Consider the following 15,646-nt stretch of genomic DNA (forward strand, 5'->3'; position numbering starts at 1 on the left):
GCCCGACACGCAGTGCCCCGGCCCTGCCCCTGCCCGACACGCACTGCCCCCGGTCCGGCCGGGTTCGGGCTCAGAGCCGGGGGTCGACCGGCTCCGACTCCAGCGCGAGCACCGCGAACACCGCCTCGTGCACCCGCCACAGCGGCTCCCCGGCCGCCAGCCGGTCCAGCGCCTCCATCCCGAGCGCGTACTCGCGCAGCGCCAGTGAGCGCTTGTGCCCCAGGAACCGCCCGCGCAGCTCGTCCAGGTGCTCGGTGTAGTCCGGGCCGTAGATGATCCGCAGGTACTCGCGGCCACGGACCTTGACGCCGGGCTGGACCAGCCCGCCCGGCCGGCCCACGCCCGCGCCGCCACGGACCGTCGACGCCAGCGGCTTGACCACCATGCCCTCGCCGCCGGCCCCGGTCAGCTCCTCCCACCAGGCGACGCCGGCGGCGACGGACGCCTCGTCCGCGGTGTCCACCAGCAACCGCCCGGTGCGGTGCAGGACCGGCGCCTGCGGCTCGGCCTCGTGGTCCGCCCCGACCAGCCGGTCGATCAGGGCCAGGTGCTCGTCGTGCGGGCGCACCGCCAGGTTCGCCCCCTCCGCGGCCAGGATCTGGAACGGCGCCAGCCGGATGCCCGACAGCCCCTCCGTCGGCCAGCAGTACCGCCGGTACGCCACGGTGAACGCCTCCGCGTCGGCGGCCCGCTGCCGCTGGCGCGCCGTCACCCCGGCGAGGTCGAGCCCGCGCCCGGCCGCCTGCTCCAGCGCGGCGAGCACCTGCGGCAGTGCCGCGCCCGCCGCCGCGCCGACCGCCGCGTACTGGCGCCGCAGCAGTTCGGTGGCCTTCAGCGACCACGGCATCAGCTCGGCATCCAGCAGCAGCCAGCCGGTGTCCAGTTCGTCGAAGAGCCCGGACCGCTCGGCCGCGGCCCGCAGCCGGCCCAGGACGGCCGCCGTGAGCGCGTCGTCCCCGAGGAACGCCCGGCCGGTGCGGGTCCAGACCGCCCCCGGCCCGGCCAGGCCGAAGCGGCGCTCCAGCGCCGCGTCGTCCCGGGCCACCAGCACCACCGCGCGGGAGCCCATGTGCTTCTCCTCGCAGATCACCTCGCGGACGCCGTCCTCGCGGTAGGCGAGGAAGGCCTCCTCCGGGTGCTCCAGGTAGCCGGGGCGGCGCGAGGTCGCACTGGGCGCCATGGTCGGCGGCAGGTAGGCGAGCAGCCGCGGGTCGATCGCGAACCGGCTCATCACCTCCAGCGCGGCCGCCGCGTTCTCCTCGCGCACCGCGACCCGGCCGTGCAGCGCCGTCTCCACCACCCGGCGGCCCGCCACGTCGGCGAGGTCCAGCGGACGGCCCTCACGGGCTCCCGGCGCATCGGTGGCCAGCGGGCGGACCGGCGCGTACCACTCCTGCTCGGCCTCGACGCCCACCAGCTCCCGCTCCGGGTAACGCAGCGCGGTCAGGCTGCCGCCGAAGACACAGCCGGTGTCCAGGCAGATGGTGTTGTTGAGGAAGCTCGCCGCCGGCACCGGCGTGTGCCCGTAGACCACCAGCGCCCGGCCGCGGTACTCCTCGGCCCACGGGTAACGGACCGGCAGGCCGTACTCGTCGGTCTCCCCGGTGGTGTCCCCGTACAGCGCGTGCGAGCGGACCCGGCCGGAGGCCCGGCCGTGGTACTTCTCCGGCAGACCGGCGTGGCAGACCACCAGGGCGCCGCCGTCCAGCAGGTAGTGGCTGACCAGACCGCGCATGAACGCCCGGACCTCGGCGCGGAACTCCTCCGACTCCCCCGCCAGCTGGTCCAGCGACTCCTGGAGACCGTGCGAGGCGGTGACCTTCTTGCCGTCCATCGCCCGGCCGAGCTTGTTCTCGTGGTTGCCCGGCACGCAGATCGCGTGCCCGGCCGCCACCATGCCCATCACCAGGCGCAGCACGCCCGGCGTGTCCGGGCCGCGGTCGACGAGGTCGCCGACGAAGACGGTGGTGCGGCCCGCGGGGTGCTCGGCGTCCACCGGGCGGCCGGCGTCGTCCCTGGTCAGCACGTAACCGAGGCGGGTGAGCAGGGTCTCCAGCTCGGAGCGGCAGCCGTGGATGTCGCCCACGATGTCGAACGGCCCGGTGAGGTGGCGCAGGTCGTTGAAACGCTTCTCCGGCACGATCTCGGCGGCCGTCACCTCCGCCTCGCCGCGCAGGACGTGCACCTTGCGGAAGCCCTCGCGCTCCAGGCCGCGCAGCGAGCGGCGCAGCTCGCGGTTCTGGCGCGGGACCACGTGCGCGGGCAGCTGCCGGTCCGGACGCGACCGGTTGCGCTCGGCGCAGATGCCCGGCGGGACGTCCAGGACGATCGCGATCGGCAGCACGTCGTGCTCGCGGGCGATCCGGATCAGCTGCCGCCGGGCCTCCTGCTGCACGTTGGTGGCGTCCACGACGGTCAGCCGGCCGGCGGCGAGGCGCTTGCCGACGATGTAGTGCAGTACGTCGAAGGCCTCGGCGGAGGCCGACTGGTCGTTCTCGTCGTCCGCCACCAGGCCGCGGCAGAAGTCGGAGGAGATCACCTGGGTGGGGAGGAAGTGCTTACGGGCGAAGCTGGACTTGCCGGCGCCGCTGGTGCCGATCAGGACGACGAGGGAGACGTCGGTGACCGGGAGCCGGCGGGGCCTGGCTCCGGTGTCAGGAGTCCCGGTGTCAGGAGTCCCGGCGTCCGGGGAGGGCTCGTCCGTGGTGAGCTTCGGGGACTGTGCGTCGTCGGTCATCGGGTCTCGCCCCCTTCGGGCGTCGTGGCGGTCTCTGTGGTCTCTGTGGTCTCTGTGGTCTCTGCGGTCCTCGGTTCGGAGGTGACCGGTCCGGGGTCGGGTGCGGTGCCGATCCGGAACAGGGCGAGCTGGGTCGGTGCCCCCACCTCCTCGTCCTCCGGGCCGACCGGGCGGATCACCACGGTGTAGCCGTACGCCGCCGCGACCCGCTCGGCCCAGGCGCGGAACTCGGCCCGCCCCCACTCGAAACGGTGGTCGGCGTGGCGGACGTGACCGGCCGGCAGGCTCTCCCAGCGCACGTTGTACTCGGCGTTGGGCGTCGTGACCACCACGGCAGCCGGGCGGGCGGAGCCGAACACCGCGTACTCCAACGCCGGCAGCCGGGGCAGGTCCAGGTGCTCGATCACCTCGCAGAGCACCGCCGCGTCGAAGCCCGTGAGCCGGGTGTCCGTGTACGTCAGCGCACCCTGGACCAGCTTGACCCGGGCCGACTGGCGCTCCGACATCCGCTCCAGCCGCAGCTTGCGCGCGGCCACGGTCAGCGCCCGTACGGACACGTCCACGCCGAGGACCTCGGTGATCCCGGTGTCCTTGAGCAGCGCGCCGATCAGCTCGCCCTGCCCGCAGCCGAGGTCGGCCACCCGGGCCGCCCCGACCTCGCGCAGCGCGGCCAGGATCGCCGCACGGCGCTGCTCGGCCAGGGAGACCGGCTTCTCCGCCGCGGGCTCCCCCACGACCGTGCGGGCAGCGTCGGTGACGGTGACGTCGGCGGCGCCACCGGCGTCGTCGCTGCTGTCGCTGCTGTCGGTGCTGTCGTCGACCGCGTTGTCGATCTCCTCGACCTCGCGGTCGTCGGCCTCCGCCAGCCGGGCCAGCTCCAGCCGCTCCATCGCCCGCCGGGTGAGCGTCCACCGTCGGGACAGGTAGCGGCGCGCGATCAGGGCCTGCTCGGGGTGCTCCGCCAGCCAGCCCTCACCGGCCACGAGCAGCTTGTCGACCTCGTCCGGGGCGACCCAGTAGTGCTTCGCGCCGTCGAGCACCGGCAGCAGCACGTAGAGCTGCTGGAGCGCGTCCGCGAGGCGGACCTCCGTGGCCGACAGCTCCAGCCGGACGTAGCGCGACTCGCCCCACTCGGGGAACGTCTCGTCGAGGGGGATCGCCGCCGCTCCGACCTGCCAGCCGAGCGGCTCGAACAGCCGGCCCGCCATCCCCGCCCCGCCGCCCTCGCCGGCACCGTTGGCCGGCACGGCGGGCAGCACGATCCGCAACGGCCGGGGCTGCTCCGCCAGCCCGGGGCGTGCCTCGCAGACGCCCTTCATCGCCGTCCGGAACACCGTCCGCAGCGCCACCGCGAGCAGCGAGGACGCGGCGTAGGGGCGGTCGTTGACGTACTGGGCGAGCGCGAAGTCGGGCGAGCCGCCGCGACCCTTGCCCCGGCCCTTGCGGACCAACGCGATCGGGTCGACGTCGAGCAGCAGCGCGGCCGTGCAGGCGTCCTCGCCGGCCTCCGGATAGAAGACGTGGGCCTCGCCGTGCGACGTCGAGAAGCGCTGCACCCTGTCCGGGTGCTTGTGCAGCAGAAAGCCCAGGTCAGTGGCCGGGCTGTCGGCGGTGGCGGTGGTGGAGATCGACATGAACACCCGCCCGAGTATTGCCGAGTGGTGGCCTCCCGGGCACCGGGTTTTGCGGGCGCCCGGCCGCGGACCGGCCCCGCCGCGGGCCCGCGCGCCGCCACCGGAGGGCAGCGGTCGGCCTGTCCGCACGGTGAGCGTGTTCGGCACCGGGGGCCCGCATTCGTTAACGTGCACGGTGTGACTGCAGAACCCACCTCCCTCGCACGCGGCGCCGTTGCCGCAGGTCTGGCCACCGTCGCTGCCGACGGCACCGTCCTGGACACCTGGTACCCCGCCCCCGCACTGACCGCCGAGCCCGGCCCGACCGGCACCGTCCGGCTGACCGCCGAACAGGCCGAGGCCGAACTCGGCGCCGGCGCGGCCGAGGCGCTGCGCACCGACGCGCGCCGCGGCGTCGAGGTGGTCGCCGTGCGCACGACGATCGCCTCGCTGGACGAGAAGCCGATCGACGCGCACGACGCCTACCTGCGCCTGCACCTGCTGAGCCACCGTCTGGTCCAGCCGCACGGCCAGAACCTGGACGGCGTCTTCGGGCTGCTCGCCAACGTGGCGTGGACCAGCATCGGCCCCGTCCAGGTGGACAAGGTCGAGCAGGCCCGCCTGGCGGTCCGCGCCCAGGGCGGCCAGCTCGCCGTCTACGGGATCGACAAGTTCCCGCGGATGACCGACTACGTCGCCCCGTCGGGCGTGCGCATCGCCCACGCGGACCGCGTCCGGCTCGGTGCCCACCTCGCCACCGGCACCACCGTGATGCACGAGGGCTTCGTCAACTTCAACGCCGGCACCCTGGGCACCTCCATGGTCGAGGGCCGGATCAGCGCGGGTGTCGTGGTCGGGGACCACAGCGACATCGGCGGCGGTGCCTCGATCATGGGCACCCTGTCGGGTGGCGGCAAGCAGGTCGTCTCGGTCGGCGAGCGCTGCCTGCTGGGCGCCAACGCGGGCATCGGCATCTCGCTGGGCAACGACTGCGTGGTCGAGGCCGGCCTCTACGTCACCGCCGGCACCCGGGTCACCACCCCGGACGGCAAGGTGGCGAAGGCCGTGGAGCTGTCCGGCCAGGACAACCTGCTCTTCCGCCGCAACTCCCAGACCGGCGCCGTCGAGGTCATCGCCCGCTCCGGCTCCTGGGGCGGCCTCAACGCCGAGCTGCACGCACACAACTGACCTCCCTCCTCTCCGAGGTCCCGGCCCCGGCGCCCCTGTGGCGCCGGGGCCTTCCGCGTCCTCCGGCCCCTTCGCTGCCCCCTTCCCCCGGCTGCTGCCCCCGACCGCTGCCGCCGACTGCTTCCGCCGACCGCTGCCGACCGCCGGCGGGGCACGGTTCGGCAGCGGCGCAGCCCGCCCAGGCCCGCCCCCGGCCCGGCCTAGCCGAGCCGGTTCGACGACGGCAAGCCCGGATCACCCGGGAGGCTTACCCCGGACGGGAGTTGGACCGCATCGGGTGGTGCCCGGTGACCGGCCGGTGGACGGTTCGTTGGTTGCAGCGGCGGCGGTAGCGGCCCTCGGGCCACCACCCCCGCTTCACACCGCACTGCCGATCCGAAGAGGTCCGCCCATGTCCGAACCCTGGCCCGAGGCATCCGCCCGGCCGCAGCAACCGACTGCCGACACGTCGGCGGTGCCGACCCTTCCGAAGACCCTGCTGGAGCAGATGCAGGAACTGCTCGCCTCGGTGTCCGCGGACCTCGCGGCGCTGCAGTCGCCCGGCCCCCGGGCCTCCGATCTGCCGGACGGCGGACCGAGTCCGATCACCAGGACCGCCCTCTCCTCCTCCGACACCTGAGCCGGGGCCGGCGGGCCGGCCGCCGCGGGCTCCGCCGGCCCCCGCCCGGGCTCGCCGGCCGCCCGCTGGACCGCCTCGGCCAGCCTGGTCACGAGATCCCGGCAGTCGGCCGCCGCGTCGACCCCGTCGATGCACGTCCAGTACAGGCTCTCGGTGTCGGCGCCGCAGGCCAGCACGACCAGCGTCTCGCCGACGTCCCGCAGCAGCGCGCCGAGACCGGCCAGCATCGGGGCGGGCGGGCCGAGCTCGGTGAGCCGACCGGCCCGCCCGCCGGAGCCCAGGCCCGACAGGGCGGACGACTCCTCCGCCGCGTGGTCCAGGCAGCCGGCCGCATGGCTGCCGGCCTCCGCCAGCTGCTGCCCGAGACCGGCCGGCTCACCGTCGTCCAGCTCCGCGAGCCGGGCGCCGACCGCCTCCGTGAGCAGCGCGGCCTGCCGCGCCTCGGCCAGCACGTCCGGCACGTTCCTCGCCTCGGCCAGGGCGTGCCGGGCCGTCTTGATCAGTCGCAGTGCCTCCATCGGCCACCGCTCCTTCCGCACGTTGTCGCCGTGCCGGCGCGGTCGCCCGACCGTGCCGGCACCTGGTCACGGCGACAGCGTGCGCGCGAAAAGGGATCGGCGCAGCCACCTTCCCGGGGCCTGTGGAAAACCCGGGCCTGTGGACAACTTCCTTCCCCCGCAGGGGTTACCCGGTCACTCCCCGATTGACGTCCGGCCCCGCAGCCACGCCCGAACCGCCGTCCGCGCCGCCCTCCGCACCGGGCACCGGGAAGCGCCGCTCGTTGCGGTCGATCTTGGCGTCCAGGGCGGTCAGCGGGTCGACACCGACCGCCGTGCAGAACTGCAGCAGGTAGGCGAGGACGTCGGCCACCTCGTCCCGCACCCGGTGCGCGCTGTCCGGGTCGGACATCACCGCGGCGGCCTGCTCGGGCGTGAGCCACTGGAAGATCTCCAGCAGCTCGCCGGCCTCCACGCTCAGCGCCGCCGCCAGGTTCTTCGGCGTGTGGAAGGGCTCCCAGCTGCGCGCCGCCGCGAAGGCCGTCAGCCGTTGCCGCAGGCCCTCCAGACTCGGGCCGGCCTGGTCCGTCTCTCGTTCACTCACCCTCCAGGTCTACCGCATGCGTGCGGGCACCCGTCTCCCCGGTGGCCGCCGGGGAGACGGGCGGCCCGGCCGGCCGGGCCCCGCCCTGGGCCGGTACCCGGGCCGTCTCGGTGCGCAGCACGGTGTGCCCGGAGCCGGGATCGCGCCGGCACTCGACCAGCGCGACGCCCGCCGGCAGCTCGCCGGCTCCGCCGAACGCCTCCCGGGCCGCGGCGGGCTCCTGGAGCGCGCCCAGGAGCCGTAGCTGGTTGCGCCCGGACATGTCGCGGGCGAGCCGGAGCAGCGAGGCGGCCTGGTCGGTGCCGAGCCCGGCGCCGAGATCCTCGGCGAGCACGGTGAGCTGCCGGTGCGCCCAGGGCACCTCGGCGGCCGCGTCGAGGTCCAGGACGCCCGCGCCGGTGAGCAGCACCGCGGCGAAGGCGAGGTGGCGCAGCATGCCGTCGGAGGCCTGGTCGGCGCCGGTCCGGCCGAGGACGCCCTCGTCGAAGACGGCGAGGACGCGCTCGCCGGCGCCGGTGCCACGGCGGGCGAGGTCGAGGCCGAGCAGCGGGTGCGGGGCGGCGGACTGGACGACGCGCAGCAGCTGGCCGAAGCGCCGGGCGCACTCGGTGCTGAGCCGGGCGATGACGGCGGAGATGTTGGCGGCGGTGCTGACCAGCCGGGCCTGCGGGTCGGGGCGGGCCCAGTCGCGCATCAGGGTGGGCACGGGGTGGACGGGGAACACCTCGCGCAGGGCCGTGAGCAGCTGTTCCGCCGCGGCGAGCACCCGGCGTTCGCCGGGCGAGGAGCCGGCGACCCGCAGCGGCAGCTGCGCGGTGATCAGGGTGGTGTTGGGGAAGGGCGCCCGGATATCACCCTGCCGGGTGTCGTTGTGCCAGCTGACGTTGGTCCGCTGGTGCCGGAGGTCCTGTTCGCCGGTCTCGACGAGGGTCCGGCCGTCGAGGGTGAGCTGCTCGCGGGCGATCCGGACCGGGCCGTCGGTGCGGATGACGACTTCGAGGCCGATCGGCCCGGCGGCGGAGCGGACGGTGCAGCCGAGGATGAGGGCGTTGCGGCCGTGCGGGACGCAGCCGGCGAGGCCGCCGCGGACCGGGGCCGCGAGGGGGCCGGGCCGGCCGGGGAGGCCGTCGAGGGAGGCGGTGATCTCCTCGCCGAGGGCGAGCCGGGAGAGGACGGCGAGCGCGTCGAGGGCGTTGGACTTGCCGACGCCCGCCGGTCCGTGGAGCACCGTCAGGGGGGCCAGCGGCAGGGTGGCCCGCCGGTAGGACTTGAACGCGGTGAGCCGCAGCTCCTCCAGGGTGGGGCGCTGCGCGGCCGGCCGGCCCTGGTCCGGGGCGGGCCCCTGGTCCGGGGCTCGCCGCCCGGGCTCCGGTACCCGCCGCTCCGGCTCCGGGGCCCACCGGGCGGGGTCCGGGATCCGCCGGCCGGGGTCCGAGGTCCACGGGCGGGGGCGGGCCGGCACGGCGGGCCGGGTGGCGTCGCGGTTCACCCGTCGACGTTAGCGGCCGCCCGGGCGGCAGAAACGTGCCTGCGCAGCAGATTCATCCCAACGGGGCGGGCCCACCGGGAGCGCGAACACACCGCTCGGCGCCACTCGGCCCGGCTCGGCGCCACTCGGCCCAACTCGGCCCAACTCGGCCCGGCTCAGCGCCGGTAGGCGGCGACCGTGACGGAGGCGGTGACCTCGACCGGGTCGGGGAGGTCGGCGAGCCGGGCCGCGAGCCGCTCCGGGTCGGTGTGCCAGGCGCTCGGGCCCATGCCGACGACGGTGCGGACGTCCGCGGCGGAGAGCCGCAGGGTGAAGTCGACCTGCTGCTGTCCGGCCGGGGTGAGGTGGGGGCCGAGCTTCTCGTCGATCCGGCGCTGCTTCTCCTCGTCGACCGAGAGCAGTCCGAGCCCGGTGACGAGTTCGCGCAGGTGCCGGGAGGTGGGGGCGACCAGCAGCAGCGTGCCGCCGGGCCGCAGCACCCGGCGGATCTCGGGGCCGTTGCGCGGGGCGAACACGTTCAGCACGAGGCCGGCGGTGGCGTCCTGCAGCGGCAGCGGGCGCCAGGCGTCGCAGACGACCGCGCCGATCCGGGGGTGGGCCTTGGCGGCGCGGCGCAGGGCGTACTTGGAGATGTCGAGCGCGGCGCCGGGCCGGCCGGGCAGGGCGTCGAGGACGTGGGCGAGGTAGTGGCCGGTGCCGGCGCCGAGGTCGACGACGAGACCTTCGGGCGCGGTGGCCGCGGCGGCGTCGGCGAGGGCGTCGGCGATCGGGCGGTAGTGGCCGGCGGCGAGGAAGTCGCTGCGGGCGGCGACCATGTCGGCGGTGTCACCGGTGCCGGTGTGGGCGTCGCCGGCGAGCAGGCTGACGTAGCCCTGCTTGGCGACGTCGAAGCTGTGCCCGCCGGGGCAGCGCAGGGTGCGCCCGTCCGGGGTGAGCGCCTGCGCGCAGTGCGGGCAGGCCAGGTAGGGCTCGATGTCCTGCAGCAACGTCCGTCTTCTCTCGCCGTCCGGTCGTGCGGTCCGACCGGAAGGGCAAGCCTAGCGACCGGCGGTGCGCGGCGGCGCATCCCGCTGACCGGGGAGGTCCGGCCCGCAGGACCAGCAGACGGTGGGCGGCCGGTACGGGAGGCTCGGTGTGCGGGGCGGGGCGCCCCGGGCGGTGCGCAGGGCGAGGGCGGCGAGCGCTTCGGGCGCCCCGGCCTGGCCGCGGATGCCGGGGAAGGCGTTGATGTCGACGACGACGGGCTCGGCGGGCCCGTCGAGCAGGTCGACGCCGTAGACGTCGAGGCCGAAGACCTCGCCGGTCCGCAGGGCCGCCGCGGCGCGGTCGGCGGGGAGGTCGGCGGGGCCGAACCGGCCTTCGGCGGGCTGCTCGTCCACCGCGAGTTCGGAGCGGCGGCGCTCGCAGAACAGCTGCCCGTCGACGACCCAGATCTTCTGGTCCCAGCCGGTGTTGGCGACGTAGGGCTGGGCGATCACGGGTTCGTCGGGCCACCGGGCGGCGAGCTCCAGCAGCCGGTCGGGGCCGTCGGCGCGGGCGACCAGGTCCCCGCGGCGGCTGTGGCGGCTCTTGACGACCACCGGGTAGTCGCTGTCCCACAGTCCCTCGGCGAGGTCGACGAGGTCCTCGGCGGTGCAGGTGGCGGCGAACGGCAGCCCGGCCCGGTTGGCGAGCTCGGCCATGGCGGAGCGGTCCTGGCAGAACTCGGTCGCGGCGGCCGAGTTGATCACCGGGGCGCCGCGCTCCTCCAGGTGGCGGGCGAGCGCGAGGGCCTGCGGGGTGCGGGCCTTGAGGAGGTAGACGTCGGCGAGCGGGCCGGGGCCGATCCGTTCGGCGGGCGGGGTGCCGCCGCCGCCGGCGGGGTCGAGCGTCTCGACCCGGTGGTCGGCGGCGAGCAGCGCGGCGGTGGCGGCGAGCAGCGGGTGGTCGGGCCTGGGGGTGATCAGGCAGATCCTCATATCGCCCCGCCCACGGCGCCGTTGACCAGCTCGGCCCCGCCGAGGCCCACCGCCGCGCCCTGCGCCGGGAGTCGCACCGCGTCCGGCACCGGCCCGGCCGGCTCGTGGACCAGTGCCGGCGGCTCGTGGACGAGCGCGTGCGCCGGGGCCGAGACCGCCGTCCCGGTGCGGGCCAGCCGCAGGACGGCGCGCGCGACCCGGGAGACCGCGTCCGGCACCTGGCGGAAGCTGGGGAAGTCGTTGATGTCGACGACCACCGGCCCGTCCGGGCCGAGCAGCACGTCCACGCCGTAGAGGTCGAGCCCGAACACCTCCCCCACCTGCGCGGCGATCCGCGCGACCTCGGCGGGGAGCGGCACCTGGCGCTCCCGCACACCCTGGTCGGGGTGCAGCGGCGAGCACCGCTCGGTCGCGTACAGCTCGCCGTCGACGCAGTACACCTTGAGGTCGGTACCGGAGTTGGGCACGTAGGGCTGGGCGATCAGCAGGCCCTCGCCGGCCAGCTGGGGGCCGAGTGCGACCAGGTGGTCGGGGGTGGGGACGAGCCGCACGGCCCGTCCGGAGCTGCCGTCGGCGGGCTTGACCACGAGCGGGTACTCGGAGGCGGGGATGTCCGCGAGGCGCTCCCACCGGGCCGCGGCGTAGGTGACCGGGACGGGCAGGCCGCGGGTGCGCGCGATCACGGCGGCCAGTGCCTTGTCGCGGACCCCGCGGATGGACCGGACGTCGTTGACGGTGGTGAGGCCGACGGCGGCGGCCGCTTCGAGCAGGGTCAGGCCCGGTCCGCCGGAGACGGTCTTGAGCACCCAGGCGTCGTGGCTGCCCGCCCGGACGGACTCGGAGATCGCCATCAGCGAGTTGCCGGGGCGCAGCACGTCCACCCGGTGCCCCCAGTCGGTGAGCCGGCGCACCACGTCGAGCGGCATGCCGTCGTGCCGGTAGTGCTCCTCGACCAGAAAGCAGAGCCTCATGAGCCTGTCCATCCCCCTCGCCTCTCCCAGCGCGGACGTCCGCCGTTCCCGCCCGGCAGAGTTGTAAAGGCCCCAGAATGCCATGGCGCCCGCACGCAAGATCTCCCGGCCTGTAAGCATTCGGCAACAATCGGTCCGAAATGCCCGGGCTCACCGATCCGCCCCGGGGTTTCCGGCCCGTCGTTCGCCCACGCCACAACTGCGGGACCGGTACGCGGCACCGGGTGCGGGCCGGCTCGACCGCGAAAACGGCTGGCAGGTGCACGACGCCCCTGCCAGGATGCACGGCGTGACTTCTGACGATCTTGACCGCAGCCGCCCCGCCCCCGCGCCCGCCGGCCCCCCCGCCGACCCCGCCCTCCTCGCCGAGATCGAGCGCTACTACGACGCGGTGCCGCGCACCGTGGCCCGCGTCGAGGACTTCGGGCCGCTGAGCCTGTTCGTCAACGAGGGCCAGGGCTGGCCGTACTACGCCCGCCCGGCGCTCGGCCACACCGGTCCGGCCACCACTGCCGAGGACGTCCGCCGGGTGCTGGCCCGCCAGCGCGAGCTGGGCCTGCCCGAGGCCTTCGAGTGGGTGGCCGAGCAGACCCCGGAGCTGCGCGCGGCGGTCGAGGAGGCCGGTCTGACGGTGCACGAGCACCCGCTGCTGGTGCTCGGCCCGGACGCCGCGCCGTCCGCCTCCGCGGACGACGCGGCGGCGACGCTGCCCGCCGGGGTGTCGGTGCGGGTGCTGGGCGCCGACGATCCGGACCTCGCGAGCGCGGTGGCCGTCCCGCACCTGGCGTTCGGCGAGCCCGGCACCGCGCTGGGCTCGGCCGGTCCGGACGAGCTGGCCGCGGCGGCCGAGAAGGCGGCGGCGGACGGCACGGTCGCGCGGATCGCCGGGCGGATCACCGCCGGGCGGACGGTCCTGGCCGCGGCCGTCCGGGACGGTTCGGCGCTCTGTGCGGGCCAGCACAACCCGGTCGGGCCGGTCACCGAGGTGGCCGGCGTGGGCACCCTGCCGTCGGGCCGCCGGCAGGGCCTCGGTCTCGCGGTGACGGCGGCGCTGGTCGCGCACGCGCGGGCCAACGGCGTGCGGACGGTGTTCCTGTCCGCCGCCGACGAGGACGTCGCCCGGATCTACCGCCGGGCCGGCTTCCGCCCGTTCGCGACGGCACTGATCGCCGAACCCGCGACGGACGGGACGGGCGCCGCCGACGGGGCCTGACCGCTCCGGCGCCCGGCCTCGCAGGCCCCGGTGCGGCCGGGGGCTCCGGCCGCCGGGCTCAGTCCGTCTCCTCGTCCTCCTCACCGCTGACGCCCTCGCCCTCGGCCTCGTCCACCACCCACGCGGACAGCCGCTCGGCGACTCCGGCCACGCCGAGCCGCCCCTCGCGGATGGCCCTGGCGAGGCTGCGCACCTCGCGGGCGGTGGTCGCGACCGTGCAGCCGCTGGCCACCAGGTAGGCGTAGGCGACGGCGGTGGCGAACAGTTCGTTGGTCTTCTCCAGGGCCGGCACCCGGATCAGCTGGTGCATCAGGGCGGCGGCGCGGTCCTGCGGCTCGGGGTAGACGGCGATGTCGAAGATCTCGGCCTGGTGGCGGGAGACCGCCGCGAGCAGCGATCCGTAGTCGGTGACCTGCGGGTCACCGGGCGTGTACTGCTCCGCGGTCATGAGCAGCCACGAGAGGTCGACCTCCAGGTTCAACGGCGCACGTCCTGGAGGTCGGCCGCGCCACCGAACTCGGCCAGGAACGCCGTCTCGTACTCCTTCATGAACTGCGCCGCGGCGTCGACGAACGCCCGGCCGGCCTCGCCCATGTCCTGCTGGACGAGGCGCTCGATGTACTGGTTCATGCTGATCCCCTGCTGCTCCGCCCGTTCCCGGGCCATCTCCGCGGTGGTGGCGTCCACCCGGACGTTCAGCTGTTTCTTACCCATACCTTTCAAGCTAGCGCCGAAGTGCTAGCACAACAAGGGCGCATGCCCGGCCTCCGCGCGCCCTGCTCCCGCCCCCATGGCCATGCCCGCGCGCCGCGCGCATCAATCGGCCGACGCCCGGATCACCCGCCGGAACCGGCGCGGAAGTCCCGCGCAGCAACCCCGAGGAGCGAGACTTGAAGAGTTCTTCACCTTCCGAGAATCCGAACTGCCCCGATCATTCCTGGAGCGGCACCGACCGGTGTGGAGGCCGGCAATGACAGCCATGTTCGACCAGGAGCTGCGCGAGCAGCTCGCCCGGGCCCGCGAGGAGCTCGCGGCCGCCCGGGCCGACGGGGACGCCGACGGCGTCCAGGCGTACGAGGGCCGCATCGCCGGGCTCCTCCGGCTCGCCGCCCAGCACGGCATCGTGCTGGCGGCGGGCGACGAGGGCGACCTGAGCGAAGCCTGAGGCCCGCCGGGGCCCGCGGGAAACGACACGGTGCCCGGCCACGCGCAGTGCTGCGTGGCCGGGCACCGTGGTGTCCCGGGAGAAGCCCGTGGGGTGCCGGCGGACCGCCGGCACCCGACGGGGAACGACCTGCCTCAGTGGCCCTCGGCCACCGGCTCCAGGATCGCCACGCACTCGAAGTGGTGGGTCATCGGGAACAGGTCGAAGGCGCGCAGCGACACCGGGCGGTAGCCGCCCTCGCGGAAGAAGGCGAGGTCGCGCGCGAGCGCGGCCGGGTCGCAGGCGACGTAGGCGATCCGGCGGGCCGAGAGGCCGGCCAGGTGCGCGACCGTCTCGCGGCCGGCACCGGCCCGCGGCGGGTCGAGGACGATCAGGTCGGTGGCGGTGATGCCGGTGCGCGGCAGCAGCGTCTCGACCCGGTCGCACTCGATCCGGACGTTGTCCAGCACGGCCAGGTTGTGCCGGGCGTCGGCCACCGCCTGCTTGGACGACTCGATGCCGAGCACCGCGCCGTCCTCGCCGACCCGGTCGGCCAGCGCGCCGGCGAACAGGCCGACACCGCAGTACAGGTCGAGCGCGCTCTCGCCCCACTGCGGGTCCAGGCCGTTCAGGACGGCGTCGACCAGGGTGTCCGGGGCCTCCGGGTGGATCTGCCAGAAGCCGCCGTTGCTGACCCGCCAGGTACGGCCGGCCGCGCGCTCGCGGACGAAGGAGCGGCCGTGCACCTTGTGGATGTTGTCGTGCTCGTCGATCCGGGCGATCGACACCGGCTTGTCCAGCTCGACCAGCGGCAGCTGGGCGCCGGGCGCCGGGGTCAGCACCACCTGGCGGTCCGAGGAACCGGCGGCGGCGATCACCTCGACGGTGGCGACGCCCGGCCAGTCGCGGGACTCGATGCCCAGCTCGGTGACGCCCTCGGCGGCGATCAGGCAGCGGTCGACCGCCTGGATGTCGTGCGAGCGGTTCTTGCGGAGCCCGACCTTGCCGGTCTCCGGGTCGACCGCGTACTGCACGCGGGTGCGCCAGGCCGGCACCTCGCCGGCCGGCAGCTTGTCGCCGACCGGCTCGACGCTGCCGTCCCAGCCGGCCTCGGCCGGGGTGAGGCCGGCCAGCTTGGCCAGCTGCTCGGTGAGCACCTGCACCTTGAGCTTGCGCTGCCCGCCGGGCGTCACGTGCTGCCAGTCGCAGCCGCCGCACTTGCCGGGCCCGGAGAACGGGCACGGCGGGGCGATCCGGTCCTTGGCGGGCTCCAGGATCTCCACCGCGTCCGCGCGCAGGAAGCGCGACTTGGTGGTGCCCTCGGTGACCAGCGCGACGACCTTCTCGCCGGGCAGCGCGTGCCGGACGAACAGCACCCGGCCCTCGTGCCGGGCCACGCAGTGCCCGCCACCGTGCGCGACCGGGCCGATCTCGACCTCGTACCGCTCACCGACCAGCGGGTCGCCGCCGGGGCCCCTGGGGGCCGCCTCGGGGCGCGGCGCACGGGTGCGCAGGGCCTTCGGCGGCCGGACGGCCTGCTTGCGCGGGCGCTCCGCCCCCTTGGCCTTCTCCTTGCGCGGCTCGGCGGCGCGCGAGCCGGCCGCGGCCGGGCG

Annotated in this window: 14 protein-coding genes; 3 read left to right on the forward strand and 11 right to left on the reverse strand. The window is 75.5% G+C overall.

The features are described from left to right. Window positions 1-70: 70 nt before the first annotated feature. Both OH807_RS14870 and OH807_RS14875 read right to left on the reverse strand, forming a co-directional pair. Window positions 71-2,737, reverse strand: a complete 2,667-nt coding sequence (locus OH807_RS14870) for a polynucleotide kinase-phosphatase (RefSeq protein ID WP_406198616.1) — start codon at window positions 2,735-2,737, stop codon at window positions 71-73. After that, complete coding sequence (locus OH807_RS14875; RefSeq protein ID WP_406198618.1) at window positions 2,734-4,377, reverse strand: 3' terminal RNA ribose 2'-O-methyltransferase Hen1; 1,644 nt, start codon at window positions 4,375-4,377, stop codon at window positions 2,734-2,736. The genes OH807_RS14870 and OH807_RS14875 overlap by 4 nt, the downstream gene beginning before the upstream one ends. A 171-nt stretch (window positions 4,378-4,548) precedes the next feature. Between OH807_RS14875 and dapD the strand changes: the two genes are divergently transcribed. Continuing rightward, entirely contained in the window at window positions 4,549-5,538 is a 990-nt protein-coding gene (gene dapD, locus OH807_RS14880) for a 2,3,4,5-tetrahydropyridine-2,6-dicarboxylate N-succinyltransferase (RefSeq protein ID WP_406198620.1), read from the forward strand. 357 nt (window positions 5,539-5,895) lie between these two features. Here the strand turns inward: dapD and OH807_RS14885 are convergent, their stop codons facing one another. The 6 genes from OH807_RS14885 to OH807_RS14910 form a co-directional block, all read right to left on the reverse strand. Continuing rightward, complete coding sequence (locus tag OH807_RS14885) at window positions 5,896-6,675, reverse strand: DUF6099 family protein (protein ID WP_406198623.1); 780 nt, start codon at window positions 6,673-6,675, stop codon at window positions 5,896-5,898. Between the two features lie 166 nt (window positions 6,676-6,841). Beyond that, window positions 6,842-7,258 carry a nucleotide pyrophosphohydrolase gene (locus OH807_RS14890; RefSeq protein WP_406198626.1) on the reverse strand — a complete coding sequence of 139 codons (417 nt, stop codon included), beginning with the start codon at window positions 7,256-7,258 and terminating at the stop codon, window positions 6,842-6,844. Continuing rightward, the gene (locus OH807_RS14895; RefSeq protein ID WP_406198628.1) at window positions 7,251-8,747 is read right to left on the reverse strand and encodes an AAA family ATPase; all 1,497 of its coding nucleotides are present in this window, start codon (window positions 8,745-8,747) and stop codon (window positions 7,251-7,253) included. Before OH807_RS14895 ends, OH807_RS14890 begins: the two co-directional genes overlap by 8 nt. A gap of 155 nt (window positions 8,748-8,902) precedes the next feature. Next, window positions 8,903-9,733: a putative RNA methyltransferase gene (locus OH807_RS14900; RefSeq protein WP_406198630.1), complete on the reverse strand. Its 831-nt coding sequence runs from the start codon at window positions 9,731-9,733 to the stop codon at window positions 8,903-8,905. 51 nt (window positions 9,734-9,784) lie between these two features. Continuing rightward, window positions 9,785-10,705: a RimK family alpha-L-glutamate ligase gene (locus OH807_RS14905; protein ID WP_406198632.1), complete on the reverse strand. Its 921-nt coding sequence runs from the start codon at window positions 10,703-10,705 to the stop codon at window positions 9,785-9,787. After that, window positions 10,702-11,676, reverse strand: coding sequence for a RimK family alpha-L-glutamate ligase (locus tag OH807_RS14910; protein ID WP_406198634.1), 975 nt, complete (start codon window positions 11,674-11,676; stop codon window positions 10,702-10,704). The genes OH807_RS14905 and OH807_RS14910 overlap by 4 nt, the downstream gene beginning before the upstream one ends. 289 nt (window positions 11,677-11,965) lie before the next feature. Between OH807_RS14910 and OH807_RS14915 the strand changes: the two genes are divergently transcribed. Continuing rightward, on the forward strand, window positions 11,966-12,889 hold the full coding sequence (locus OH807_RS14915) for a GNAT family N-acetyltransferase (protein WP_406198636.1): 924 nt from the start codon (window positions 11,966-11,968) through the stop codon (window positions 12,887-12,889). Between the two features lie 58 nt (window positions 12,890-12,947). Here OH807_RS14915 and OH807_RS14920 read toward each other — a convergent pair whose 3' ends face one another. After that, window positions 12,948-13,370 carry a fic family toxin-antitoxin system, toxin component gene (locus OH807_RS14920; RefSeq protein ID WP_406198638.1) on the reverse strand — a complete coding sequence of 141 codons (423 nt, stop codon included), beginning with the start codon at window positions 13,368-13,370 and terminating at the stop codon, window positions 12,948-12,950. Further along, window positions 13,367-13,603, reverse strand: coding sequence for a toxin-antitoxin system HicB family antitoxin (locus tag OH807_RS14925; protein WP_396323133.1), 237 nt, complete (start codon window positions 13,601-13,603; stop codon window positions 13,367-13,369). The genes OH807_RS14920 and OH807_RS14925 overlap by 4 nt, the downstream gene beginning before the upstream one ends. Before the next feature lie 256 nt (window positions 13,604-13,859). On the opposite strand from OH807_RS14925, the gene OH807_RS14930 reads away from it, so the two are divergent. Beyond that, a complete protein-coding gene (locus tag OH807_RS14930) occupies window positions 13,860-14,054 on the forward strand; it encodes a hypothetical protein (protein ID WP_406198640.1) in 195 nt (64 codons plus the stop codon). 134 nt (window positions 14,055-14,188) lie between these two features. Here OH807_RS14930 and OH807_RS14935 read toward each other — a convergent pair whose 3' ends face one another. Next, window positions 14,189-15,547, reverse strand: a complete 1,359-nt coding sequence (locus tag OH807_RS14935; protein ID WP_406210986.1) for a class I SAM-dependent RNA methyltransferase — start codon at window positions 15,545-15,547, stop codon at window positions 14,189-14,191. Window positions 15,548-15,646: the final 99 nt, after the last annotated feature.

This window comes from Kitasatospora sp. NBC_01560, from assembly GCF_045208415.1.
Taxonomy (GTDB): domain Bacteria; phylum Actinomycetota; class Actinomycetes; order Streptomycetales; family Streptomycetaceae; genus Kitasatospora.

Coding starts and splice junctions, on each gene's coding strand:
- OH807_RS14870 (WP_406198616.1), bottom strand. CDS start 2,737: ATGACCGACGACGCACAGTCCCCGAAGCTCACCACGGACGAGCCCTCC.
- OH807_RS14885 (WP_406198623.1), bottom strand. CDS start 6,675: ATGGAGGCACTGCGACTGATCAAGACGGCCCGGCACGCCCTGGCCGAG.
- OH807_RS14905 (WP_406198632.1), bottom strand. CDS start 10,705: ATGAGGATCTGCCTGATCACCCCCAGGCCCGACCACCCGCTGCTCGCC.
- OH807_RS14910 (WP_406198634.1), bottom strand. CDS start 11,676: ATGAGGCTCTGCTTTCTGGTCGAGGAGCACTACCGGCACGACGGCATG.
- OH807_RS14925 (WP_396323133.1), bottom strand. CDS start 13,603: ATGGGTAAGAAACAGCTGAACGTCCGGGTGGACGCCACCACCGCGGAG.
- OH807_RS14930 (WP_406198640.1), top strand. CDS start 13,860: ATGACAGCCATGTTCGACCAGGAGCTGCGCGAGCAGCTCGCCCGGGCC.